The organism is Burkholderia sp. TSV86, from assembly GCF_001522865.1.
Classification (GTDB): Bacteria; Pseudomonadota; Gammaproteobacteria; order Burkholderiales; family Burkholderiaceae; genus Burkholderia.
The window spans coordinates 106,570-131,211 of the sequence record NZ_LOWB01000109.1 but is presented as its reverse complement, the minus strand read 5'-3'; the positions used below and the strand labels follow the sequence as shown (position 1 = coordinate 131,211).

Annotated in this window: 23 protein-coding genes and 2 pseudogenes; 19 read left to right on the top strand and 6 right to left on the bottom strand. The window is 65.9% G+C overall.

Translation table 11 applies throughout. From position 1 onward, the window contains the following. Positions 1–190 precede the first annotated feature (190 nt). From flgB to WS68_RS19965, 13 genes are all read left to right on the top strand, one after another. Positions 191–676, top strand: coding sequence for a flagellar basal body rod protein FlgB (flgB, locus tag WS68_RS20030; protein WP_059572538.1), 486 nt, complete (start codon positions 191–193; stop codon positions 674–676). 139 nt (positions 677–815) lie between these two features. Then, positions 816–1,241 carry a flagellar basal body rod protein FlgC gene (gene flgC, locus WS68_RS20025; protein ID WP_059517386.1) on the top strand — a complete coding sequence of 142 codons (426 nt, stop codon included), beginning with the start codon at positions 816–818 and terminating at the stop codon, positions 1,239–1,241. Between the two features lie 68 nt (positions 1,242–1,309). Further along, on the top strand, positions 1,310–2,119 hold the full coding sequence (locus tag WS68_RS20020; protein ID WP_059572397.1) for a flagellar hook assembly protein FlgD: 810 nt from the start codon (positions 1,310–1,312) through the stop codon (positions 2,117–2,119). Positions 2,120–2,146: 27 nt separating this feature from the next. After that, positions 2,147–3,391 (top strand): flagellar hook protein FlgE, encoded by a 1,245-nt coding sequence (gene flgE, locus WS68_RS20015; protein WP_059572396.1) that lies wholly within the window; start codon positions 2,147–2,149, stop codon positions 3,389–3,391. 27 nt (positions 3,392–3,418) lie between these two features. Then, positions 3,419–4,180, top strand: a complete 762-nt coding sequence (flgF, locus tag WS68_RS20010; RefSeq protein ID WP_059572395.1) for a flagellar basal-body rod protein FlgF — start codon at positions 3,419–3,421, stop codon at positions 4,178–4,180. A 41-nt stretch (positions 4,181–4,221) separates the two neighbouring features. After that, on the top strand, positions 4,222–5,010 hold the full coding sequence (gene flgG / locus WS68_RS20005) for a flagellar basal-body rod protein FlgG (protein WP_059572394.1): 789 nt from the start codon (positions 4,222–4,224) through the stop codon (positions 5,008–5,010). Positions 5,011–5,209: 199 nt separating this feature from the next. Beyond that, a complete protein-coding gene (gene flgH, locus WS68_RS20000; protein WP_059572537.1) occupies positions 5,210–5,881 on the top strand; it encodes a flagellar basal body L-ring protein FlgH in 672 nt (223 codons plus the stop codon). Between the two features lie 86 nt (positions 5,882–5,967). Next, the gene (locus tag WS68_RS19995) at positions 5,968–7,239 is read left to right on the top strand and encodes a flagellar basal body P-ring protein FlgI (protein WP_231753071.1); all 1,272 of its coding nucleotides are present in this window, start codon (positions 5,968–5,970) and stop codon (positions 7,237–7,239) included. Positions 7,240–7,250: 11 nt separating this feature from the next. After that, positions 7,251–8,195: a flagellar assembly peptidoglycan hydrolase FlgJ gene (gene flgJ, locus WS68_RS19990; RefSeq protein ID WP_059572393.1), complete on the top strand. Its 945-nt coding sequence runs from the start codon at positions 7,251–7,253 to the stop codon at positions 8,193–8,195. A gap of 213 nt (positions 8,196–8,408) precedes the next feature. Beyond that, complete coding sequence (locus WS68_RS19985; protein WP_059572392.1) at positions 8,409–9,167, top strand: flagellar brake protein; 759 nt, start codon at positions 8,409–8,411, stop codon at positions 9,165–9,167. A gap of 280 nt (positions 9,168–9,447) precedes the next feature. Further along, entirely contained in the window at positions 9,448–11,439 is a 1,992-nt protein-coding gene (gene flgK, locus WS68_RS19980; protein ID WP_059572391.1) for a flagellar hook-associated protein FlgK, read from the top strand. A 16-nt stretch (positions 11,440–11,455) separates the two neighbouring features. Next, positions 11,456–12,688 carry a flagellar hook-associated protein FlgL gene (flgL, locus tag WS68_RS19975; protein ID WP_059572390.1) on the top strand — a complete coding sequence of 411 codons (1,233 nt, stop codon included), beginning with the start codon at positions 11,456–11,458 and terminating at the stop codon, positions 12,686–12,688. Between the two features lie 293 nt (positions 12,689–12,981). After that, positions 12,982–14,289: a solute carrier family 23 protein gene (locus WS68_RS19965; RefSeq protein ID WP_059572388.1), complete on the top strand. Its 1,308-nt coding sequence runs from the start codon at positions 12,982–12,984 to the stop codon at positions 14,287–14,289. Between the two features lie 144 nt (positions 14,290–14,433). On the opposite strand, the gene WS68_RS19960 is transcribed toward WS68_RS19965, so the two are convergent. After that, positions 14,434–15,315: a transcriptional regulator GcvA gene (locus tag WS68_RS19960; RefSeq protein ID WP_059572387.1), complete on the bottom strand. Its 882-nt coding sequence runs from the start codon at positions 15,313–15,315 to the stop codon at positions 14,434–14,436. Between the two features lie 97 nt (positions 15,316–15,412). Here WS68_RS19960 and WS68_RS19955 point away from each other — a divergent pair. Further along, positions 15,413–15,994 (top strand): annotated as a pseudogene (locus WS68_RS19955) (chromate transporter); the annotation flags it as partial. A gap of 134 nt (positions 15,995–16,128) precedes the next feature. Then, complete coding sequence (locus tag WS68_RS19950) at positions 16,129–16,659, top strand: chromate transporter (protein ID WP_059572386.1); 531 nt, start codon at positions 16,129–16,131, stop codon at positions 16,657–16,659. Positions 16,660–16,708: 49 nt separating this feature from the next. On the opposite strand, the gene WS68_RS19945 is transcribed toward WS68_RS19950, so the two are convergent. Further along, complete coding sequence (locus WS68_RS19945; protein WP_059572385.1) at positions 16,709–17,050, bottom strand: hypothetical protein; 342 nt, start codon at positions 17,048–17,050, stop codon at positions 16,709–16,711. A 91-nt stretch (positions 17,051–17,141) separates the two neighbouring features. Between WS68_RS19945 and WS68_RS19940 the strand changes: the two genes are divergently transcribed. From WS68_RS19940 to WS68_RS19925, 4 genes and pseudogenes are all read left to right on the top strand, one after another. Beyond that, a complete protein-coding gene (locus WS68_RS19940; RefSeq protein ID WP_231753070.1) occupies positions 17,142–17,495 on the top strand; it encodes an alkylphosphonate utilization protein in 354 nt (117 codons plus the stop codon). Continuing rightward, positions 17,492–18,187 (top strand): YoaK family protein, encoded by a 696-nt coding sequence (locus WS68_RS19935; RefSeq protein ID WP_059572384.1) that lies wholly within the window; start codon positions 17,492–17,494, stop codon positions 18,185–18,187. Before WS68_RS19940 ends, WS68_RS19935 begins: the two co-directional genes overlap by 4 nt. A 119-nt stretch (positions 18,188–18,306) precedes the next feature. After that, positions 18,307–18,677, top strand: a pseudogene (locus WS68_RS19930) (glyoxalase superfamily protein). A 216-nt stretch (positions 18,678–18,893) separates the two neighbouring features. Beyond that, positions 18,894–20,027, top strand: a complete 1,134-nt coding sequence (locus WS68_RS19925) for a porin (RefSeq protein ID WP_059572383.1) — start codon at positions 18,894–18,896, stop codon at positions 20,025–20,027. 137 nt (positions 20,028–20,164) lie between these two features. On the opposite strand, the gene WS68_RS19920 is transcribed toward WS68_RS19925, so the two are convergent. From WS68_RS19920 to hpnI, 4 genes are all read right to left on the bottom strand, one after another. Then, positions 20,165–20,977 (bottom strand): hypothetical protein, encoded by an 813-nt coding sequence (locus WS68_RS19920; protein WP_059572382.1) that lies wholly within the window; start codon positions 20,975–20,977, stop codon positions 20,165–20,167. Positions 20,978–21,021: 44 nt separating this feature from the next. Then, a complete protein-coding gene (locus tag WS68_RS19915) occupies positions 21,022–21,585 on the bottom strand; it encodes a hypothetical protein (protein ID WP_059572381.1) in 564 nt (187 codons plus the stop codon). Between the two features lie 321 nt (positions 21,586–21,906). Continuing rightward, positions 21,907–22,947: a lysylphosphatidylglycerol synthase domain-containing protein gene (locus WS68_RS19905; protein ID WP_059572379.1), complete on the bottom strand. Its 1,041-nt coding sequence runs from the start codon at positions 22,945–22,947 to the stop codon at positions 21,907–21,909. Positions 22,948–22,975: 28 nt separating this feature from the next. After that, the gene (hpnI, locus tag WS68_RS19900) at positions 22,976–24,235 is read right to left on the bottom strand and encodes a bacteriohopanetetrol glucosamine biosynthesis glycosyltransferase HpnI (RefSeq protein ID WP_059572378.1); all 1,260 of its coding nucleotides are present in this window, start codon (positions 24,233–24,235) and stop codon (positions 22,976–22,978) included. Positions 24,236–24,642: the final 407 nt, after the last annotated feature.

Genomic DNA, 24,642 nt, shown 5'->3' with positions numbered 1-24,642 from the left:
TCGTCTGTCACGCGTCGCATTCTAGGGGCGGGGGCGAGCCCGCAAACCGCGAATAGAGGGCCGCTTTGCCGGTTATTCGTCCGATTGCCCGTTGCACGGCCCGTCTACGATGCGTTCCATCGGAAAAAGCCCCTTCGCCGTGCGTGGCGGCGGGGCGATGCATCTTCAGATCTTCAGACGGAGCACGCAGATGCTGGACAAACTCGACGCCGAATTCGCGTTCGGCCGCCAAGCGCTCGATGTGCGCGCGTATCGGCAGGAACTGCTGTCGTCGAACATCGCGAACGCCGACACGCCAGGCTATCGCGCGCGCGACGTCGACTTCGCGTCGACGCTCGCGCGCGCGCTCCAGCCGGCCGACGCGCGCGGCAACGCGGCGCCGCTCTCCATCGCGCAGCCGGCGGGCGTGACGCGCGCAATGGCGATGACGGCAACCTCGGGCGCGCACATGGCCGGCACGGCGAAGCTGATTCCGGCAGGCGGCCCGGGCGACGACTACGGCCGCGCGCAATATCGGATTCCACGGCAGCCGGCGCTCGACGGCAACACCGTCGATCTCGACATGGAGCGCGTGCAGTTTGCCGACAACGCGCTGCATTTCCAGTCCGGCATGACGGTGATCACGCAGCAGATCAAGACGATGATCGCCGCGATCACGTCGAACCCGGGTTCGTGACGCTCGGCCCAAAAGATTCGAGCGATTCGAGCGATTCAAGCGATTCAAGCGATTCGCGCGCGTTTTTCCGCACGCCGCGTGCCGCGCGAAACGGGTGATCGAGCGCGCCGCGCGCTCAACGCACAGTCAGGAGCATTGCATGCCTTCGTTGATGAACATTTTCGACGTCGCGGGTTCGGCGATGTCGGCGCAGTCCCAGCGCCTGAACGTCACCGCGTCGAATCTCGCGAATGCCGACAGCCTGACGGGCCCCGACGGCAAGCCGTACCGGGCCAAGCAGGTGGTGTTCGCGACCGCGCCGATCGGCCGTGCGCGCACCGCGTCGGGCCAGGGCGTCGGCGGCGTGAATGTCGCGCGGGTGATCGACGATCCGTCGCCGATGAAGACGTCCTACGATCCGTCGAACCCGGCCGCCGATCCGAACGGCTACGTGACGATGCCCAACGTCGATCCGGTGCAGGAGATGGTCAACATGATCTCCGCGTCGCGCTCGTATCAGGCCAATGTCGAGACGCTCAACACCGCCAAGCAACTGATGTTGAAAACCCTGACGATCGGCAATTGAACCGCATCGCACCGGCCTTCGATCACGCAATCACGCATATAGCAGACCCAGCAGGAGCGCGAAACCGAATGACCTCCTCTTCGACCACCATCGGCAGCAACGGCGCGAACGTGACGAACCTGCCCTACGACACGTTTAGCGCGAACGGCCAGTCGCCCTCGACGAACAGCGCGAACGGGGCAAACGGCGCGAACATCAACGCCGCCAGCTCGCTGCCGTCGTCGTCGGCAGCCGATCTGCAAACCACGTTCCTCAAGCTGCTCGTCACGCAGTTGCAGAACCAGGACCCGACGAACCCCGTGGACAGCTCGCAGATGACGTCCCAGCTCGCGCAGATCAACACCGTGAGCGGCATCGCGCAATTGAACGCGTCGCTGACGTCGCTGTCGTCGCAGCTCACCGCGAGCCAGCAGACGCAGGCGGCAATGCTGATCGGCGCGAACGTGCTCGCGCCGGGCGGCGACGTGGCGGTGAAGGGCGGCGCGGCGTCGCCGTTCGGTGTGCAATTGACGAGCGCCGTGGCGAATCTGACGATCACCGTGAAGAACGCGGCGGGCGTGGTCGTCAACACGATCAACGCGGGCGCGCAGCCAGCGGGCACCGTGCCGTTCAATTGGAAGCCGACCGACGTGGCGGGCAACGCCTTGCCCGACGGCACGTACACGATTTCGGCGAGCTATACCGACGCGTCCGGCAAGCAATATACGCCGCCCACGCTTGCCGCCGCGCGCGTGCAAAGCGTGGTCAAGCAGGCGGACGGCACGCCAGGGCTCGTGCTGTCGAGCGGCAAGACGGTGGGCCTGAGTCAAATCGCGTCGATTTTCCCGAACCCCGCGACGAGCGCGCCGAATGGCGGCGCGCCGTCCATCACCAACTGATCCAGATTCTGCGCAACGGAGACCGAGATGGGTTATCAACAAGGTTTGAGCGGCTTGGCGGGCGCGTCGAGCGACCTCGACGTGATCGGCAACAACATCGCGAACGCGAACACGGTCGGCTTCAAGGCGAGTACCGCGCAATTCGCCGATATGTACGCGAATTCAGTCGCCTCGGCTGTCAACAATCCGATCGGCATCGGCACGATGCTGTCGTCGGTGCAGCAGCAGTTCAGCCAGGGCACGATCCAGTCGAGCGCGTCGTCGCTGAACGTCGCGATCAACGGCAACGGCTTCTTCCAGATGTCGAACAACGGCGTGATCACGTATTCGCGCGACGGTACGTTTCAGCGCGATAAAAACGGCTATATCACCAATGCGCAGGGGCTGAACCTGATGGGCTATCAGGCCAACGCGAACGGCGTGATCGACATGGCCGCGACGGTGCCGCTGCAGGCGCCGACGGCCAATATCGCGCCGACCGCGACGACCAAGATCACCGGCCAGTTCAACCTGAACGCGCAGGATCCGGTGCCGGCGACATCGCCGTTCAGCTTCAGCGATTCGACGTCGTACAACTATCAGACGTCGGTGCAAGTGTTCGATTCGCTCGGCGGCTCGCAGAACGTGAACGTCTATTTCGTGAAAAGCGCGACGTCGGGCGAGTGGGAAGTGTATGCCGGCCAGCAAGGTCAGGCGCCGAGCGATCTCGGCGCGGTCAAGTTCAACACGGCCGGCGCGATCGCTGGCACGACGCAGGCGGGCAGCGGCGCGCCGACGCCCAATGTCGGCCAGTTCTCGTTTACGGTGCCGACGTCCACCGGCGCGGCCAATCCGCTGAATCTGACGCTCGATCTGTCGGGCACGACGCAATACGGTGGCAAGAACGGCGTGAACGATCTCAGGCAGAACGGCTTCGCGAGCGGCGTGCTGACGACGTTTACGGTCGGCTCCGACGGCAAGCTGACCGGCAATTACTCGAACGGCCAGACCGCGACGCTCGGCCAGATCGTGCTCGCGAATTTCAACAACCCGAACGGCCTCGTGAACGTCGGCAACAACCAGTACGTCGAGACTTCCGCATCGGGCGTGCCGCAGATCTCGGCACCCGGCAGCACGAACCACGGCACGCTGCAAGGCAGCGCGCTCGAAAACTCGAACGTCGATCTGACGGGCCAGCTCGTCAAGCTGATCACCGCGCAACGCAATTACCAGGCGAACGCGCAGACGATCAAGACGCAGCAGAGCGTCGACCAGACGCTCATCAACCTGTAACGGCATTCGCGGATTCGAGCCAGACTCATGGACCGACTGATCTACACGGCGATGACGGGCGCGACACAGGCGCTCGAGCAGCAATCCGTCGTCGCGACCAATCTCGCGAACGCGTCGACAACCGGGTTCCGCGCACAGCTCGCGACGTTTCGCGCGGTGCCGATGAATTTCGACTCCGGCGGCGGCAACGTCGATCTGGCGACCACACGCACCTACACGCTGGCGTCGACGCCCGGCGCGGACTTCACGCCGGGCCCGATCGCGCAGACGGGCAACCCGCTGGACGTCGCGGTGCGCGGCACGGGCTGGCTCACCGTGATGCTGCCCGACGGCAGCGAGGCGTACACGCGCGCGGGCAACCTGCACGTCGACGCGAACGGGCAGCTCGTCACCGCGAACAATCTGCCCGTGGCCGGCAACGGCGGGCCGCTCGCCGTGCCGCCGAACGCGCAGGTGACGATCGGCGCGGACGGCACCGTGTCGGCGCTGATGCCGGGCGATCCGCCGACGGCGGTGGCGATCGTCGATCAACTGAAGCTCGTCAACCCCGATCCTGCGGCGCTCAAGCGCGGCGACGACGGCCTTTTCCGCACCGCGGACGGCAATCCCGCCGATGCCGATCCGGCCGTGAAGGTCGTGCCGAATTCGCTCGAAGGCAGCAACGTCAACCCGGTTGCGGCGATGGTGTCGATGATCGGCAACGCGCGCGCGTTCGAATGGCAGACGAAGCTGATCCAATCGGCCGACCAGAACGAGCAGGCGGCCAACCAGTTGCTGAATTTCAGTTGATGCCGGCCGAGCGCCGAGCGCTTTCCTTCAGGAATCGATAAATGAACCGCTCTCTCTATATCGCCGCGACCGGCATGAGCGCGCAGCAGGCGCAGATGGACGTGATCTCGAACAATCTCGCGAACGTGAGTACCACCGGCTTCAAGGGCTCGCGCGCGGTGTTCGAGGATCTGCTGTACCAGACCGTGCGCCAGCCGGGCGCGAACTCGACGCAGCAGACCGAGTTGCCGTCGGGTTTGCAGCTCGGCACGGGCGTCCAGCAAGTGGCCACCGAACGGCTTTACACGCAAGGCGCGTTGCAGCAGACCGGCAACTCGAAGGACGTCGCGATCAACGGCCAGGGCTTTTTCCAGGTGCTGATGCCGGACGGCACGACCGCGTACACGCGCGACGGCTCGTTCCAGACCAATGCGCAGGGCCAGCTCGTCACGTCGAGCGGCTATCAGGTGCTGCCGGCGATCACGATACCGCAGAACGCGACGGCGCTTACGATCGGCAGCGACGGCGTCGTGTCGGTCAAGCAGCCGGGCTCGAACAACGCGATTCAGATCGGCGCGTTGCAGATCGCGACGTTCGTCAATCCGGCCGGGCTCGATGCGAAAGGCGAGAACCTGTTCGAGGAAACCACGTCGTCGGGCGTGGCGAATCTGGCGCAGCCGGGGCAGAACGGCGCGGGCACGCTCAGGCAGGGCTATGTCGAGGCGTCGAACGTGAACGTCGTGCAGGAGCTTGTCAACATGATTCAGACGCAGCGCGCATACGAGATCAACAGCAAGGCCGTGACGACGTCCGACCAGATGTTGCAGACCGTCACCCAGATGGCGCGTTGAAGTGGCTCATCATTCAGTCAGCCATGAAGCCATGATGCAGGTTCGTTTTCTTTCGCGCATGGCGAGGCGCGCCACCGCGCTGGGTTCGCTCCACACGGGGCGGCTGCGCTGGCCGCTGGCCCATGTTGGTGCGCGCCGCCGCGGTCTGGCCGGCTGCGCCGCGTCGTTTGCCGCCGCGCCGCGCCGCGCGCGATCGGGCATGAGCGCTGCCACGTTGGCGTGCGCCGCCGCTGTCGCGCTCGCGCTGGGCTCGGGCTGCGCGCAATTGCCGCGCGAGCCGATCACGCAACAGCCGATGACGGCCGCGCCGCCGATGCCGCCCTCGATGCAGGCGGCCGGCTCGATCTACAACCCCGGCTACGCGGGCCGGCCGCTTTTCGAGGATCAACGCCCGCGCAACGTTGGCGACATCCTGACGATCGTGATCGCGGAGAACATCAACGCGACGAAATCGTCAGGCGCGAACACGAACCGGCAGGGCAACACGAACTTCGACGTGCCGACGGCCGGTTTTCTGGGCGGCCTGTTCAACAAGGCGAATCTGTCTGCCGAAGGCGCGAACAAATTCACGTCGACGGGCGGCGCGAGCGCGGCGAACACGTTCAACGGCACGATCACCGTGACGGTGACGAACGTGCTGCCCAACGGCAATCTCGTCGTGTCCGGCGAGAAGCAGATGCTGATCAATCAGGGCAACGAATTCGTGCGCTTCTCGGGCGTCGTCAATCCGAACACGATTTCGGGCGCGAACTCGGTCTACTCGACGCAAGTCGCCGACGCGAAGATCGAGTATTCGGCCAAGGGCTATATCAACGAGGCCGAAACGATGGGCTGGCTGCAACGCTTTTTTCTCAACGTATCTCCGTGGTGACGGCGATGCGCGTTCCGATGGGTGGTTCGATGCGTGATCTGCTCGCGCGGGCGCAGCGCTCGCGGGTTCGGCCGGCGGCCTGCGCCATGGTTGAGATGATGATGCGTGCCGTTGCTGCCACCGCCGCCGCGCGGTCGCGATCGGTTGCCGGCGCTGCCGAAGCGGCTGCCGCTCAAACCGATCGCGCGGTGCGCGGCCGTGCGTTTGTCGTTGCCCGCCGCAGGTTCGCTGCCGCACTGCTCGCCATTGGCGCATGCGTGCTCGTCGCGCCATGCGCGGCGCACGCGGAGCGCCTGAAGGATCTCGCGCAAATTCAGGGCGTGCGCGACAACCCGCTGATCGGCTATGGCCTTGTCGTCGGCCTCGACGGCACCGGCGACCAGACCATGCAGACGCCGTTCACGACGCAGACGCTCGCGAACATGCTCGCGAATCTCGGCATTTCGATCAACAACGGCGCAACGAACGGCGGCGGCGCGTCGACGCTGTCGAACATGCAATTGAAAAACGTCGCGGCGGTGATGGTGACGGCGACGCTGCCGCCGTTCGCGCGGCCGGGCGAGGCGATCGACGTGACGGTGTCGTCGCTCGGCAATGCGAAGAGCTTGCGCGGCGGCACGCTGCTGCTCACGCCGATGAAGGGCGCGGACGGCCAAGTCTATGCGCTCGCGCAGGGCAATCTCGCGGTCGGCGGCGCGGGCGCGAGCGCGAACGGCAGCCGGGTGCAGGTGAACCAGCTCGCGGCCGGCCGGATCGCCGGCGGCGCGATCGTCGAGCGGGCCGTGCCGAATGCGCTCGCGCAGATGAACGGCACGCTGCAACTGCAATTGAACGATATGGATTACGGCACCGCGCAGCGGATCGTCTCGGCGGTCAATGCGAGCTTCGGGCCGGGCACCGCGACGGCGCTTGACGGGCGCACGATCCAACTGGCCGCGCCCGCCGATTCGGCGCAACAAGTCGCGTTCATGGCGCGGCTGCAGAATCTCGACGTGAGCCCCGAGAAGGCCGCGGCGAAGGTGATCCTGAACGCGCGCACGGGCTCGATCGTGATGAACCAAATGGTGACGCTGCAAAGCTGCGCGGTCGCGCATGGCAACCTGTCGGTGGTCGTCAACACGCAGCCCGTCGTGTCGCAGCCGGGGCCGTTCTCGAACGGGCAAACCGTCGTCGCGCAGCAATCGCAGATTCAATTGAAGCAGGACAACGGCGCGCTGAAGATGGTGACGGCGGGGGCGAATCTTGCCGACGTGGTGAAGGCGCTGAACGCGCTTGGCGCGACGCCCGCGGACCTGATCTCGATTTTGCAGGCGATGAAGGCTGCCGGCGCACTGCGCGCGGATCTGGAAATCATCTGAGGGGCATCCGGGTGACGAATTTCACGAAGGCAAACGATCTGTCGCAGCGCTTCGCGCTCGACATGCAGGGGTTCGACGCGATGCGCGCGAAGGCCGCGACGGCGGCGCCGCGCGACGGCGTGAAAATGGTCGCGGGCCAGTTCGACGCGATGTTCACGCAAATGATGCTCAAGAGCATGCGCGACGCGACGCCGTCCGGCGGGTTGCTCGATTCGAGCGCGTCGAAAATGTATACGTCGATGCTTGATCAGCAGCTTGCGCAGCAGATGTCAGCGAAGGGCATCGGCGTTGCCGATGCGCTGGCCAAGCAGCTTCTGCGTCAGACGAACGGCGCATCCGGCGCGCCGGATGCGCGGGACGAAGGCGGCCTCGCGGCGATGAGCGCGCTCGCGGCCGCCTATGCGGGCGCGCCATCGCGCCGCGGCGCGCTCGCGAGCCGCGGCTATTCGGCGGCAAGCGCGCTGATGCCGCCGAAGGGAAGCGGCATCGGCGGCGACGGCTCGGCGCAGGTGGACGCATTCGTCGACAAGCTGGCCGGCGCGGCACAGGCGGCAAGCGCCGCCACGGGCGTGCCGGCACGTTTCATCGTTGGCCAGGCGGCGCTCGAATCGGGCTGGGGCAGGCGCGAGATTCGCGGCGCGGACGGCGCGGCGAGCTACAACGTATTCGGCATCAAGGCGACCAAGGGCTGGCGCGGGCGCACGGTGTCGGCCGTGACGACCGAATACGTGGATGGCCGGCCGCGCCGCGTCGTCGCACAGTTCCGCGCATACGATTCATACGAGCATGCGATGACCGACTATGCCAATCTGTTGAAAAACAATCCGCGTTATGCCGGCGTGCTGAACGCCGGGCAAAGCGTCGAGGGTTTCGCGCACGGCATGCAGAAGGCGGGCTACGCGACCGATCCGGCTTATGCGAAGAAACTGATTTCGATCATGCAGCAGATCGGCTGACGCCGCCGGCCCCCGCGACATCGAACCGCGCGATGGCCGAGGATTCGCGCGGTTTTGACGTTTGCTAACAAAAATATAAAACGGATTCGATCTAAACTTTGCGCTGCTGTTGCCGCTAAATGCAAGAGACCAGTGATCGGGCGCGCTGAGCCCGGTCTTTCCGCGCCTCGGGGAAGCAGGACATGGGCGCATCAAGATAAATACCGGCAAGCCATGAACACCGAACAATCGACTCGTCAGGGCGAAGGCGCCATTGCGCCTACCGGCCATGATTTCGGCCGCCGCAATCCGCTCGAGATCGGCGTGCAGTTGCGCAATCTTGTCAATCGCAGGGATTTTTTGACCGTCGAATATCGCGGCGGCCAGCTCGTTACCCGTATTCTCGACGTCGACGTCGGCGCGCGAACCTTCGTGTTCGACTGGGGCGCGCTCGCCGAGCAAAACGCGGGCATGCTCGCCGCGCCGTGCTGCGAGTTCCGCGCGGCGCCGGACGGCATACGCGTTGAATTCTCTACCGTGCCGCCGCGCGAAACGCGCTTCGAAGGCTTGCCCGCGTTCGAAGCCGATTTTCCCGAGGTGCTTTACTGCGTGCAGCGCCGCGAGTACTTCCGCGTCAATGCGCCGCTCGTCGATCCGTTCGTTTGCCGCGGCAAGCTGCCGGACGGCGAGCATTTTCTGTTCGAAATTCATAACCTGTCGCTCGGCGGCCTCGGGTTGCGCACGGCCGACGAACGTGTTGCCGCGCTCGAACTCGGCACGACGCTGCACGATGTCGAGCTGAACCTGAACGGGCATGGGATGCTGTCGCTCGACCTGCAACTCGTCGCGCACCGCTCCACCCGCGCGCCGAGCGGCGCGTGCCGCCATCAGCTCGGGTTTCGTTTTGTGTCGCTGCCGGGCAGCACGGAGAACACGTTGCAGCGGCTCATCACGCAGCTCGAAATGAAGCGGCGGCAGCTCGCGCGCACGTAGCGCGGCGTCTGCGTGCCGCCCGCGCCTATCGGTGCGGGCGAGCGGCCGAGGCGGCGTGCGTATGCGTATGCTACGCATACGCGCGTGCCGGCGTGATCGGCGCGATGCGCGGCCGGCCGGCACGCCCGCCGTCCGTCCCGTTTCATGCGCCGGGCCGCGCCCGGCCGTTTCGGCGCGTTCGCCGCTTCGCGCGCGGCCTCAATTTTTCCGACGCGCGGCCGTTATCCCAGGAATCCACGCAACCCGGCGGCCGCGGCGCGGCCGGCTAATAGGATCGCTCATGTCCAACATCCTCATGAACCTTGGGGTCAGCGGCCTGAACGCCGCGCTCTGGGGGCTCACCACCACCGGCCAGAACATCAGCAATTCGGCGACGCCCGGCTACTCGGTCGAACGCCCCGTGTTTGCGGAGGCGGGCGGCCAATACACGTCGAGCGGCTATCTGCCGCAAGGCGCGGCGACGGTGACCGTCGAGCGCCAGTACAGCCAGTATCTGTCAGACCAGCTCAACGCCGCGCAAACGCAGGGCAGCGCGCTGTCGGCGTATTACACGCTCGTCGCGCAGCTCAACAACTACGTCGGCAGCCCGACGGCCGGCATCTCGTCTGCGATTTCGAACTATTTCAGCGGATTGCAGACGGTGGCGAACAACGCGTCCGATCCGTCGACGCGGCAAACCGCGATGAGCAACGCGCAAACGCTCGCGAGCCAACTCGTCGCGGCCGGCCAGCAGTATGCGCAATTGCGTCAGAACGTGAATTCGCAACTTACGAGCGCCGTCTCGCAAATCAACGGTTACGCGGCGCAGATCGCGCAACTCAATCAGCAGATCGCGGGTGCGAGCGCGCAAGGGCAACCGCCGAATCAGTTGCTCGATCAGCGCGATCTCGCGGTGTCGAACCTATCGCAGCTCGTCGGCGTTCAGGTGGTTCAAAGCGACGGCAATTACAGCGTGTTCCTCGCGGGCGGGCAGCCGCTTGTTGTCGCGAGCGCGAGCTACCAGCTCGCGGCTGTTGCGTCGCAGTCCGATCCGAGCGAACTCACGATCGTGTCGCAGGGCATCACGGGCACGAATCCACCGGGCGCGGCGCAGTATCTGCCCGATGTGTCGCTGACGGGCGGCACGCTCGGCGGCCTGCTCCAGTTTCGCCGCCAGACGCTAGATCCCGCTCAGGCGCAACTAGGCGCGCTCGCGGTGAGCTTCGCCGCGCAAGTCAACGCGCAGAATGCGCTTGGCATCGACCTGTCGGGCAAGCCGGGCGGCGATCTGTTCACCGTCGCGAATCCGGCCGTCTATGCGAATCAGCGCAACACCGGCGGCGCGGCGCTTGCCGCGTCGTTTGCCGACAGCACGCAGCCGCCGTCGGGCGATTACACGCTGTCGTTCGACGGCACGACGTATGCACTGACCGACCGCGCGACGGGCAACGTCGTCGGCACGTCGAATACGCTGCCGGCGACGCTCGGCGGCCTCAAGCTGTCGATCACCGGCACGATGGCCGCCGGCGACGCGTTCACCGTGCTGCCGACGCGCGGCGCGCTCGACGCGTTCGCGCTCGCCACCTCCAACGGTGCGGCGATCGCGGCGGCCTCGCCGGTGCTCGCGGCGAGCGCGGCGTCCAACAGCGGCACGGGCGTGATCTCGCAAGGCGCGGTGAGCGCGGGCTACCAGTTGCCGTCCGGCACGACGACGCTCACCTACGATGCGGCGACGAAATCGCTGACGGGCTTCCCGGCGGGCACGACGGTCACGATCGCGGGCACACCGCCGACATCGATCGACATCACGGGCCCGACCACGCGCGTGCCGTATGACGCGTCGCTCGGCGCGACGCTGACGGTGTCGAGCACGGTGCAGCCTGCGCCGGCCGGCGTGATGAACGGCGTGTCCGTCACGTTGTCGGGCGCGCCTGCCGACGGCGACCGCTTCACGATTGCCGCGAACACGGGCCTGAACGACGGGCGCAACGCGCTCGCGCTGTCGAAGCTCGTCAACGGCAAGACAATGAACGGCGGCACGGCGACGCTGACGGGCGCGTATGCGAGCTACGTGAACGCGATCGGCAATGCGGCGAGCCAACTGAAGGCGTCGAGCGCCGCGCAGACAGCGCTGGTCGGCCAGGCCATGGCCGCGCAGCAGTCGGTATCCGGCGTGAACCAGAATGAGGAGGCAGCGAACCTGATGCAATATCAGCAGCTTTATCAGGCGAACGCGAAAGTGATCCAGACGGCGAACTCACTGTTCCAGACCGTGCTCGGTCTGTTCAATTGAGCGGGGAGGACGAGCGATGCGTATTTCCAGCGCCCAGCTATACAGCCTGAACGTCGGCATGATGAACGACCAGCAGGCGCAACTCGCGCAGCTTTACCAGCAAGTCTCGAGCGGCATCAGCTTGACCACCCCCGCCGACAATCCGCTCGCGGCCGCGCAGGCGGTGCAGTTGTCGGCGGCGTCGGCGGCGCTTGCGCAGTACACGACGAACCAGGCAAGCGCGCTGAGCGCGCTGCAAACGGAGGACGCGACGCTTGCCAGCGTGAACACTCAGTTGAACAGCGCATACAGCCTGCTGATGCACGCGGGCGACGGCGGGCTGTCCGACACCGACCGCGCCGCGCTCGCCGCGCAGCTCCAGGGCGTGCGCGACCATCTGCTGACACTCGCGAACACCGCGGACGGCGCGGGCAACTATCTGTTCGCGGGCTTTCAGACCACAACGCAGCCGTTCTCGAACAAGCCGGGCGGCGGCGTCACGTATAGCGGCGATCCCGGCGCGCGTACCGTGCAGATTGCCGACACGCGCACGATCGCGCAGGGCGACGACGGCGCAAGCGTGTTCCTTTCGGTGCCGTTCGCGGGAAGCCTGCCGGTGCCGGCCGCCGGCGCGGCCAATGCCGGCTCGGGCACGATCGGCGCGGTGAGCATCACGAGCGCGTCCGATCCGGCCAATGCGCACCAGTTCACGATCACGTTCGGCGGCACGGCGGCCGCGCCGACCTATACGGTCACGGATAATACGGTCGTCCCGCCGGCCACCGGCGCGGCCCAGCCCTATTCGCCCGGCGCGGGCATCGATCTCGGCGGCCAGACGGTGGCGGTGTCGGGCAAGCCCGCGCCTGGCGACACGTTCACCGTCACGCCCGCGCCGCAGGCGGGCACCGACGTGTTCGCGACGCTCGACACGGCGATCGCCGCGCTGAAGGTGCCTGTCGGCAGCGATCCGGTCGCGTCGACCGCGCTGACGAACGCGCTCGCGACCGCGTCGACAAAGCTGACGAATACGATGACGAACGTGCTGACCGTGCAGGCGTCGGTTGGCGGCCGCGCGCAGGAGGTAAAGGCGATGCAGGCGGTGACGTCGACGAACTCGCTGCAAACCGCGAACAACCTGTCGAATCTGACCGATACGAATCTGCCGGCCGCGATCAGCCAGTTCTTGCAAGTGCAGAACGCGCTGTCTGCCGCGCAGAAGACGTTTGTGCAGATGCAGAATTTATCGCTGTTCCAGTATTTGAATCCGTAAGCGGCACGCGGCGGCGTGCCGCGCCGTCTCGTATCGCTTCTTTTGGGCCGGTTGCTGGATGTTGCGGCATTTTTTGCCGCGGCGCCGGCGTTTGCGCCATCGCTCGCGCTTGCCGCACAACGGATTCGCCGCTTCCGCGCGGTGGCCGTTCCACCGTTCGTGCGGCCGTGCGCTTTGCCGTCCGCGCCGCGCTCTCTTGTCATCGCGTTTGCCGCTCCGTACACTCCCGCGTGATTTTTCGCGCGGCGCGCCATTTCCCGCGCGCCGTACCCGGACCAGAGGAGAGCCCCGCGATGACCGATTCCTATTTTCCGCGCTGGCGGTTGCAGCCGCGCGCCGATGCAACCCAGGTCGTCGCGCCCGATGAGCGGCTGTCCTGGCCGCAAATGGCCGCGATGGGCGTGCAGCACGTCGTCGCGATGTTCGGCTCGACCGTGCTCGCCCCGCTGCTGATGGGCTTCGACCCGAACCTCTGCATCCTGATGTCCGGCGTCGGCACGCTGCTGTTCTTCGTGCTCGTCGGCGGCCGCGTGCCCAGCTATCTCGGCTCGAGCTTCGCGTTCATCGGCGTGGTGATCGCGGCGACCGGCTACGGCGGCGCGGGGCCGAACGCCAACGTGCCGGTGGCGCTCGGCGGCATCATCGCGTGCGGCGTCGTCTACGCGCTGATCGGCGCGATTGTCGCGGTGATCGGCACGCGCTGGATCGAGGCGCTGATGCCGCCTGTCGTCACCGGCGCGATCGTCGCGGTGATCGGGCTGAACCTCGCGCCGGTCGCGGTAAAGAGCGTCAGCGCGTCGGCGTTCGATTCGGCGCTCGCGCTCGTGACGGTGCTGTGCGTCGGCGGCGTGGCGGTGTTCGCGCGCGGGATGCTGCAGCGGCTCTTGATTCTCGTTGGCGTGCTGATCGCCTATGCGATCTACGCGGTGGCGGCCAACGGGCTCGGGCTCGGCAAACCGATCGATTTCGCGAGCGTCGCGCATGCCGCGTGGTTTGGCATCCCGGCGTTTCGCCGGCCGGCATTCGATCCACACGCGCTTGCGCTGATCGCGCCCGTCGCGGTCATCCTCGTCGCGGAAAATCTCGGCCATATCAAGGCGGTGAGCGCGATGACGGGGTGCAATCTGGACCGCTACGTCGGCCGCGCGTTCATCGGCGACGCACTTGCAACGATCGTGTCAGGCAGCGCGGGCGGCACGGGTGTGACGACCTACGCGGAGAATATCGGCGTGATGGCGGTTACCCGGATCTATTCGACGCTCGTGTTCGTTGCCGCCGCGCTGATCGCGGTCGCGCTCGGCTTCTCGCCGAAATTTGGCGCGCTGATCCAGACGATTCCGCAGGCGGTGCTGGGCGGCGTGTCGATCGTCGTGTTCGGGCTGATCGCGGTGACGGGCGCGCGGATCTGGGTGGTCAACCGCGTTGATTTCTCGGACAACCGCAATTTGATTGTCGCTGCGGTCACGCTCGTGCTGGGCGCGGGCGATTTTTCGGTCAAATTCGGCGGCTTCGCGCTCGGCGGAATCGGCACCGCGACGTTCGGTGCGATCGTTCTTTACGCGCTGCTGCGCAAGGAGAAGGAGCCGGGGCCGGTGGTTTGAGCGTGCGCGCGCTAGCGCGGACGCATGCTTCACGCAGTGGAGGCGCTCCAAGCAATGCGTCATCCGCTCGCCGCTTCGCGCCGCCGGCTGCCGACGCAGCCGGGCTGCGGCGGGCCGTGCGCCAGATCGCCGTCGCGCCGGCGTTCAGCCGGCATCGGCCTGCGCTTCGAGCCACGCGCAAAACCGGTTGACGAGCGCTTCACCGGACGCCTCGCGCGGCGCGATCCACCAGTAGCTGCGCGCCGCGATCCTCGGGCCCGGCAGCGGCGTCACCAGCCGGCCGCTCGCGAGTTCGTCGGCCATCAGCGGTAGCGGCCCGAGCGCGACGCCGAGGCCATCCACCGCCGCTTGCAGCGCCAGATAGAAATGGTCGAACGACTGTTTCTTGCGGTTTCTCATCGGCACGCCCGCCGCGGCGAACCATTCGCGCCATGCGCCGGGGCGCGTATCCGAATGCAGCAGCACGTGGCGCGCGAGATCGTCCGCGCTTGCGATCGGCGCACGCTTGAGCAGCGCCGGGCTGCAGACGGGAATCAAGCTTTCGTCGAGAAAGCGGCCGCTTGCGCAATTCGGCCAGCGGCCGGGCCCGCGGCGGATGGCGACGTCAAAACCGTCTAGCGCGCCAAGCGGCGCATTTGATGTCGACAATTTGAGTTCGACGTTCGGTGTGTCGCGCTGGAACCGCGACAGGCGCGGCAGCAGCCATTTCATCGCGAAAGTAGGCAGCGCATCGATGCGCAGCACGCGCGCCGCGCCGGTGTGGCGCAGTTGCTCGGTCGCAAGCGCGATGCTGTCGAATGCCGCCTCGACTGTCACGAGATAGCGGCGCCCTTCGTCGGTGAGCTTCACGCGTTTGCCGTGCCGGTGGAATACCGGCTTGCCGAGCCACGCTTCGAATGCGGCGATTTGACGGCTGATGGCACCGTGAGTCACATGCAGTTCTTCGCCTGCGGCACTGAAACTTTCATGTCTTGCAGCAGCCTCGAAGGCTTTCAATGCAGGAAAAGGGGGGAGATCGCGTGCCATGCTTGTGATTTTAGATCACAAGCGCATGTCGGCAAAATCGTTTTGCACGCGCGATGAACGGGCGTAATCTCCGCACATCGAAATCGCGAGGGTCCCTATGCAATCTCCGCTCGAACCTGTTTCCGGCGCGCGGGCGATCAGCGTTGCCGATTTATTCATCGGGTTTCTCGGCCTTGGGCTGATATCGTTTGGCGGTGCGCTGCCGTTTGCGCGGCGCGCGCTTGTCGAGGAGCGCCGCTGGCTTAGCGCCGACGAGTTCACTGATCTGCTCGGCTTGTGCCAGTTTCTGCCCGGCGGCAACGTGATCAACCTGTCGGTGGCCGTCGGGATGCGGTTTCGCGGCGTGCCGGGTGCGCTCGCGGGCCTGATGGGCCTCGTTGCCGGGCCGACGCTCGTGGTTGTCGCGCTGGGCGTGCTGTATGCGAAGACGCAGCAGCATCCGCAGGTACAGCATTTATTCGGCGGCCTGGCGGCCGCGGCGGCGGGCCTGTTGATCGCGATGGCGGGGAAAGTGGCGAAGCCGCTGCGTCATGCGCGCCAGGCGGCTTGTATTGCGGCGCTTGCGGTCGTCGCGATCGCCGGGCTGCGCATCGCGCTGCTGCCGACGATGCTGGTACTGACGCCGGTGAGCATCTGGCTTGCATCGCGCGCGCAGCGCGGTACGCGCGGGAGCGAAGGCGGCGCCGCCGCGAATGCCGCGAATGCCACAAACGGCACGAACACCACGAACACCACGAACGCCACGAACGCCACGAACGCCACGAACCCGCGCTCGGCCGCCAACGTTGACCCCAACCCGCCGGGAGCACACCAATGAGCAGCACGCTTGCCGCGCTCGCGACGATTTTCGCCCAGCTTTCGCTGCTCGCGTTCGGCGGCGGCAACACGATCTTGCCGGAGATGCAGCGCCAAGTCGTCGACGTGCATCACTGGATGAGCGCGCAGGCGTTCTCCGCGCTGTTCGCACTTGCCCAGGCCGCGCCGGGCCCGAACATGATGATCGTGCCGCTTGTCGGCTGGCATGTCGCGGGATGGCCGGGGCTTGCCGTGTCGTCGATCGCGAAATTCGGGCCGTCGTCGGTTGTGACCATGCTCGTGCTGCATGCATGGGAGCGCTTCAAGGACAAGCCGTGGCGCCGCTATGTTCAGCAAGGGATGATGCCGGTGACGGCCGGCCTCGTTATCGCGAGCGCGGTGTTGATTACCGAAGCCTCGAACCATTCGGCGCTGCAATGGGGGATCACCGCGGCAAGCGCGGCGCTCGCGTACCGCACGCGTGTGCATCCGCTTTGGCTGCTGGCGGGCGGCGCGCTGCTGGGCGTGGCGAGCGGTTTCGTCGCTTGAGCAGGGGCGCTGCCACGACGCAGAGGTATTCATGGCGCGCTGCGCGTGCTCAGGGCGCCGTATCGTGCGCGTCGCCCTTCACGAGGCCGAGCAGCCGGGCGCGCTCGGCTGCGAGGCCGGCGCCGGGTGCGGACCAGTCGAGCACGAAGCCGTGGTTCAGCGAGTCGCGCACGATCGACGCGTAGTCGGATTTCGTCAGCTTGCCGTCGCGCATCGCCTGTCCAACTTCATCGCGCAGATCCGGCGTGAAGCCGGGATAGGCGGCGGCGAGCGCCGCGTACTGGCGCGCATCGATCTCATCGGCTTCGCGGTTGAGCGCCCACACGACGACGAGCACGATGGCGATGAACGGCACGGCGGTATAGCGCAGAAAGAATTGGACGGCAGTCATGACAAGGCAAAGTGTTGAGACGTGATGGGAGGGGCCGGGGGCGGCGGGTATACTGGCGCGCATTCGACCAATCGGAAACCAGGCTGCGCCTATGAAGCCGACACCTTTCGCGTGCCCGCCATGCGCGATGGACAACACCTGCACCGACGGCGGTCATTATATTTGCGCGCACTGCGCATATGAATGGCCGGCTGCCAACGCGTCGACTGCCGCGGCTGCGGATGCAGCAACGGCAATCGTCAGGGACGCGAACGGCAACACGTTCGCCGGCGCCGGCACGGCCGCGAGTGGCAAGGAGCTGGCGCTCAACGGTTTGTCCATCACGTTCAAGATGGACCCGACGGTGAAGCGTATCCGGCTCGCCGGCGGCAGGATAGAGGCATGCGGGTGGTTTCGTGCGCAAGGTGTGCTGTCTGAAGCAAGTATGAGCGGCGTGCGGTCATGAACCTCGATGCCGCCAGCCGCAACCTGAGCGTCGCAGCGCTGCTGACACTGTCGGGCGGCTTTCTCGACGCGTATACGTATGTCGGTCATGGCCGTGTGTTCGCGAATACGATGACGGGCAATGTCGCGCTGCTCGGCATCAACGTATCGGCGGGCGACTGGGCGCAGGCGCTGCATCATGTGCCGCCGCTCGGTGGATTCGTGCTCGCGGTGTTCGTCTCGCATTTGCTGGGGCTCGCTGCGCAAAAGGGCTGGGTCCGGCACACGGCATTCGTTGCGCTGTGCGTGGAGATCGTGTTTCTTGCGCTCGCTTCGTGCGGCTGGCCTGAGTGGTCGAGCGCGTGGCTGATTCCGGGCATCTCGTTCGTCGCGACGCTGCAAACGTTGTCGTTTACTCAGTTGGAGAGCCTGTCCTATACATCGGTGATGACGACGGGCAATCTGCGCCGCGCCGCGCAATTGCTGTTCGCCGGCCTGATTCCCCGCTACGACGCACGGGTGCTGCACGACTCGGCGTTGCTTGCGATCATCAGTTTCTGTTTCCTGTTCGGCGCGGTGCTGGGCGGCCTGCTGACGCGCTTGACCGGCGGCAATGCGCTATGGGGCGCGGTGCTGCTGCTGATTGCGGCATTCGCGGAGATCATCCGGCGTGCGCGGCGCGGCGCGCGCGCGCCCGCGCAGGACGGCGAATGACGCACGGCGCACGGTGCATGCGCGCGCGCATGCGCACGGTGGGCCACGCATCCGCTGCCGCATCCATGCATACCCGATACGCGCGGGCGTCAGCGAATCCCGACAGAAAGGGTGCCTCGATGCAATTTTCATCTGCGATTCCTGTGCTGCGAATCTTCTCCGAACCGAAGGCGAAGGAGTTTTACGTCGATTTCCTCGGTTTCGCGCTCGAATGGGAGCATCGCTTCGAGCCCGGCTTGCCGCTTTACGCGCAGGTGCGGCGCGGCGATCTGATCCTGCATCTGAGCGAACACCACGGCGATGCGACGCCGGGCTCGACGGTCTTCGCGCCGCTCGAAGGCATCGATGCGCTGCGCGACGAGCTTCACGCCAAGCGCTACGCCTATGCGCGCCCGTCGGTCGAGCGCCACGACTGGGGCGAGTGATGGAGATTGCCGATCCGTTCGGCAACCGCCTGCGCTTTTGCGAGCGCGACGCCCGGCGTGGCTGACTGCCTGAGCGCCCGAGGGCCGGCCGAACGTCGCGGCGAACCGCCGGCCGCCGCCCACCGTTGCGCAATGACGACAACGCCGCCCATCCGGCATGGTCTTTTTTTGGCCGGAGCCGACATCGTCATATGATTTGCGGGCTCGTCGCGCGTGACGGCGAAGCCTGCTGCGGCCATGGCCGAGTGCGGGAGACGGAGACAGTTCATACAGGACAATCAATGAAACCAATGACTAGAATCGCGGGGGGTGCAGCAGGGGCGATGCTGGCGCTCGCAAGCCAGCAAGCCATCGCGCAAAGCTCGGTGACGCTTTGGGGCGTTGCGGATGTCGGCGTGCGCTATCTGACCAATTCGAACGCCAATAACGATGGCCGCGTGTTCATGACGAACGGCGCGATCACGAACAGCCGCATCGGCCTGCGCGGCAACGAGGATCTCGGCGGCGGCTTGAAGGCGATCTTCAATCTCGAAAGCGGCATGAACCTGCAGGACGGATCGTTCTCGGACCGCCACCGGATGTTCAACCGCGCCGCCTATGTCGGCCTGTCGAGCCAGTACGGCACGCTCACGCTCGGCCGCCAGAAAACTGTGTTGTTCGATCTGCTGAGCGATACGTATGATCCGTTGACGGTCGGCAACTATCTCGAGAACGCATGGCTGCCGGTCGCGCTCGGCGCGGGGCTCTATGCGGATAATTCGATCAAGTATCGCGGCACGTTTGGCGGCCTGACGCTCGGCGCGATCTACTCGTTCGGCACCGATTCGACGTCGACCGGCACGGGCGGCTTCTCTGGCCAGATTCCGGGCCATTTGGGCGCGGGCAATATGTACGGCTTTTCGCTGTCGTATGTGGCGGGGCCGATCAGCATAGCGGCGGGCGTTCAGCAGAACAGCGACAATTCCAGCCGCAAGCAGACGATCTATCACGCGAACGTCGTCTACGCGTTCAGCACCGTGAAACTCTACGCGGGCTATTTACGCTCGAAGGACGATACGGGTTTTGTCGACGGCTTGCTCGTGCAACAGCAGGGGCTGTTCGCGAACGGCGCGCCGAAGGGCACGGGCCGGATCGACGACGGCCCGTTCGCCGGCGTGAGCTGGCAGGCAACGCCTGCGCTTACGTTGACAGGCGCGTTCTACTATGACCATATGCGCAATGCGACGAACGCGAGCGGCCAGCTCGCGAGCGGCAACCGCTATACGGGCGTTGCGCTGGCCGAGTATGCGTTGTCGAAGCGCACCGAAATTTACGGCACGGTAGATTTCAGCAAGGTGACCGGTGCGGCGACGGTCGAGCTGCCGGGACGCAACAACCAGACCGGCGTGTCGATCGGGCTGCGCAACATCTTCTGATGGCGGCGCGGCATCCCGTTTGATTCGAGCGACAAAGAAACGGCCCGCGCAAATGAATGGCCGTCCCAAAGTTGGATTGGCCTCCAACTTTGGGCATGCAGTTCAAAGCGGGCCGTTTTGCTTCGCGCCGTTTCGCTTCAGCGCGCGGCGAGTGCCGGGCTGTTCGCTTGTTGCGATACCTGCGTGAGAATCTGCTTGGCTGCCGCGAACGACTGGTTCATATAGATTTGCACGAACGAGTGGCCGAACGGGTCGGTGAGCAGATGCGGGCCCATCGAGAAATTCGCGGGCATGACCGTCTGCACGATGCCGAGGCTGCCGATCACCGTATCGGACGTGGACGTCAGATAGCTCGAGCCCGGCAGCAGATAGCGCGCCGCATTGCCGACGTTGACCGTCGTGATCTTGCCCTGCGCCCGTTCCGGCCCGGTGATCAGGAGGTTCGTCTCGAAGTTCGCATACAGCGAACCCTGCGAATGGCCAACCAGCACGACCTTGCGGTTCTGCTGCAAGTACGTGCGATATTGATTCAGATGATCCGGCAATTCGGGGATATTGTTTTGCGTCAGGATCGACACGTATTTCTGCTCGAGTGCGGCGTCCATGCCGCTCGACGGGACGCTGCCACCGTCGATCGCCCGCCAGAAGTCCGCCGGACTGGACCCTTCGACCGACTTTTGTTTGAACACCTGATAAAGATCGCCGAGGGTGCCTTGTGTTGCGTTGTAGGCGTTGCCATACACGTACGTGTTGCCCGCATCGCGCGTGTTCAGTTCGTTTTTCAATACTTGCAGGCTCGCGAGCGCATCGTCGAATGTGTTGTTGATGCCGTTGACGAACACGATTGCCGAACCGGGCGCAGCCGTCGCGGCCCGTGCCGCGTTCAGCAGCGGCACATACGGCAGCGCGAGCAGCGAGCCGGCGATCATCAGCGTTGCTAACTTTTTCATCGGACAGCTCCTCCTGGGTAGGGGAAAACATCAGGGCGGTGAATTCAATTCGGCAGCGACGCCGGATTGAAACTGCATGACGCGGGGCCGGGATCATTGAAATACTGGCCGCCCGCGAGCGATTGGAAGCGAATGTAGGCAAGCGTGTCGGCTTCGGTGTCGAGCATGATCGCGCGCGTGCTCTTGATCCGATCGAGCATCGTTTGCGGATCGACGCCCGCCTTCGTCAGCACGCCCGGGCTGAGCGCGCACGCGATGCCCTGGGCGATTGCGTTGCCCGCGACCTTGGCGTCGTCGGGATTGTGGACGTTGTTGACTGCCTGGCTCCAGCCATGGGCGATTTGCGTGAGTGCCTCGCGCGTGCTGGCGGAGTTCGCGTATTCGTGCGCGATGTATTCGGTCACGCGTGGGGGAAGCGGTGGCGGCGGCGCGCCGCGCGACGCGGCCGCCGAGGCCGCGGAGAATGCGTTGGCCACTTGCGCGGGGGAGGCCGGCTGCGGATGCCCTGCCGGCCCGGTGGAAGACGCCGCATCGGTCGATGCGATGCGCACGCCAGTCCATACGAGCGCGGCGATCGCGAGCGCCGCGACGGGATATTGCCAACGCATGCCCTCTCTCCTGGTTATCTCGAATTTTCTTGTTCGTTTGCCGGTAAGCCACGGCTGGCAGTGACCGCTGCATGCCGCGCCGGGCAGCAGCTTGGCAACCTTACTTGAATTTGGTGTGAACGGAAAGAGGGGTAGCGCACACCGCGTAGCGCGTCGGCAGGCCGGCCATGTGGCTGCGTGAGTTCCGCGACTCGGCGCTGAAGCTACCTGTCGCAAAATAGTACGCATTCCAGATCGAATACGGCCAAGCCTGATTATGCGCGCGGAAATTGAAGATCGCGTGACGTGCGCGCATTCGCGGGCCGCGCGCGGGGATGACACTCAGGATTTGCGTGCCGTGACCGCCGCCTCGGCGAATTGCCACGCGAAGAGCCCGGGTACGAAGATCAGCAGATCGCGGATGCGCCGCGCTCCCGCGAGCCCGAGGCAGGTTGCCGGATCGAGCCCGAGCGCGCCGCCGATCAGCACGAAGCCGCCTTCCTGCACGCCGAGCCCGCCCGGCACGAAGAACGCGGCGCTGCTGACCGCCTGGATCAACGCCTCGATCGCAAGCGCATCGACGAGCGACGGATGCGCGCCGAGAAAATGCAGCGCGAGCCAGATTTCGAGCGACGTCGCTAAATGCTGCAGCGGCTGCCAGACGAACAGATAGCGCACCACGGCGCCGCGCTGCCGCCAGATCGCCTTGAGCGCGTCGTCGACCTGGGCGGAGCGTTCGACGAGCGACGTGAGTTGGCCGCCGGCGACGCGATTGAGCGCCTGCATCGCGCGTTCGAATGGCTTCGCATGCTGGACGAGCGCGAACAGGATCACGAGCGGCGCGAGCGCGGCAAGCCCCCACGCGAACATACCGGCGACGTGCAGCGTGCTCGACGCCGTGCGCGTCAGCAGATAACCGACGCCTGCGAGCGCGAACAGCGCTTGGCTGATCAGCGTGAGCTGGATATCGGCGACCAGGCTTGCCGCCGATGCCGGCGCACTGATGCCGAGCGCGCGCAGCAGGCGGAACGACACGAATTCGCCGCCGATCCGCGCAACAGGCAGCAGCCCGTTGATCGATTCGCGAATCCACACGAGCCGCAGCATCGCGGCGAACCCCGGCCGGCTGGCCGGGGCGAACAGCGTTTGCCAATCCTTGGCGTTGGCGAGCATCGGCAGTAGATGCGCGGCGGCGGCGATGACGAGCCCGGCACCCGCGGCACGCATCAACGCAAGCACAGCAGCGGGATTGTCGCGCGCGACGAGCCAGAGCGACAGCGCGAGGCCGGCGAGCGCTGCGATACGCCCGGCATGCTTGAGCGCGCGCCGGCGCGGCGCGTGCGGCTGTATCGGCGTTTGCTGCGGGATCGATTCGTTTTGCATGACGAAGTAATGCGGCGGGCCGGCGGCGCTATGTGTTCGGGCGTTTTTCGGGGGCGGGGCACAAGCGGCCGTCGCGATCGACATCGAAACTCAAGCCGCGCCAGATCACGCGTGACGACGAGAAGCTCGCGACGAAGACGCCGAATGCGACCAGATCGGCGAGCGGCAGTAGCCACGGGTCGCGCACCGGCTGCCGCACGGCGCGATCGGTTGCGTATTTGGCAGCCAAGCGCGCGGCCAGCGCGATCGGCACGAGCGCCCAGGACCACCACGCGCCGTTGGACAGCACGGCGCTCAACAGCGCGAGCGCGAACGGATGCGTGACGATCAGGCCGAGATGGCCGAGCGGATCGACGGCGCGAATCGTGCGGCTCCAGCGCAGTTCGTGCGTGGCGAGCCGTTTCGCGCTCGTTTCGACGCAGCCATGCTCGATGACGAACGGCGGCACCGATACGCGTTCGCCGTGCGCGCGCACCGCTTCGCCGATCGCATGATCCTCGGCGAGATGGTGTGCGAATTGCGTGAGACCGCCGATTGCGTCGAGTGTGGTGCGGCGCATCGCGATGGTCTGTCCGAAGCACGGCCGCGCGAGCTTGAGCGCGAGGCCCGTGACGACGCCGGGCAGGAAATGATGATTGGTCACGAGCGATTCGATGCGCGGCCAGAACCCCGGATCGGGCCGGCCGCGGTACGCGCAGGTCACGAGCCCGACGCCGGGCTGTTCGAGTTCACCGACGACGTGGCGCACGTAATCGGGGCCGACACTCACGTCACTGTCCGCGAAGATCAACAAATCATGCGTGGCAGCCGGCAGCATGTTGACGAGGTTGGCGATCTTGCGGTTCGGGCCGTATAGGCGCGCGTCGGCGATCGTCGTCACGCGTGCGTGCGGAAAGGCGCGGCATAGCGCTTCGACTGTGCGCAGCGCGGGGTCGTTGCGGTCGTGCACGCCGAACAGGAATTGGATCGGGCCGTCATAGCGCTGCTCGCAGAAGCTCGCGAGATTCGCGAACAACGCTTGCTCGGTGCCATGCAGCGGCTTGACGATCGTCACGGGCGGACAATGTCGCGGCTCGCGTGGCGCGCGCGCGAAGAAGCGCCGCGTGAGCGCGCCCGCCAGCAACGTGTAGACGCAGCCGAGCAGCGCGCTCAGCGCGCAGAGCGCCGCGAGCATCGCAGCGAGCTGCGAGGCAATGCTCGCGGCGGTGTGCCGGATATCGCCGAACGAGAACAACTCAGCCGCAAGCAGCGCGGCAATTGCCCCGGTGAGCCACGCGCGCGTCTTCATCGTGCGGTCCCCCGTGCGAATGGGCGTGCGTGGGCGGTGGCATGCGTGTCTGGGCGGCTGGGACGGCGAACGGCGGTGGTGACGGGGACCAAGCTGATAGCTCCGCGTGAATGCGACTCTCATCGGCAGGGGCCGGGCAGAACGGCTGAGCGTATCGAGCGTTCGTCCCAGCATGCCGTATCCGGCCATGCGAGGCAATGGCGACGCTTCGCGGTGATGGCGCGCATCGCTTGCACGAGACCGAAGGGACCACGATAAAACGCGGAGCCGACTTTCCGATGACGCGCGAATGACAAATTGCTTCGGATTGCCTGACAAATCGTCGATGCATGCTGCGTCGGCTGCGCTTGTTCATGCCGCGGCGTGACGAGTTCGCCGGCACGCCGAGGAGCGGGGGCGGATCGGCG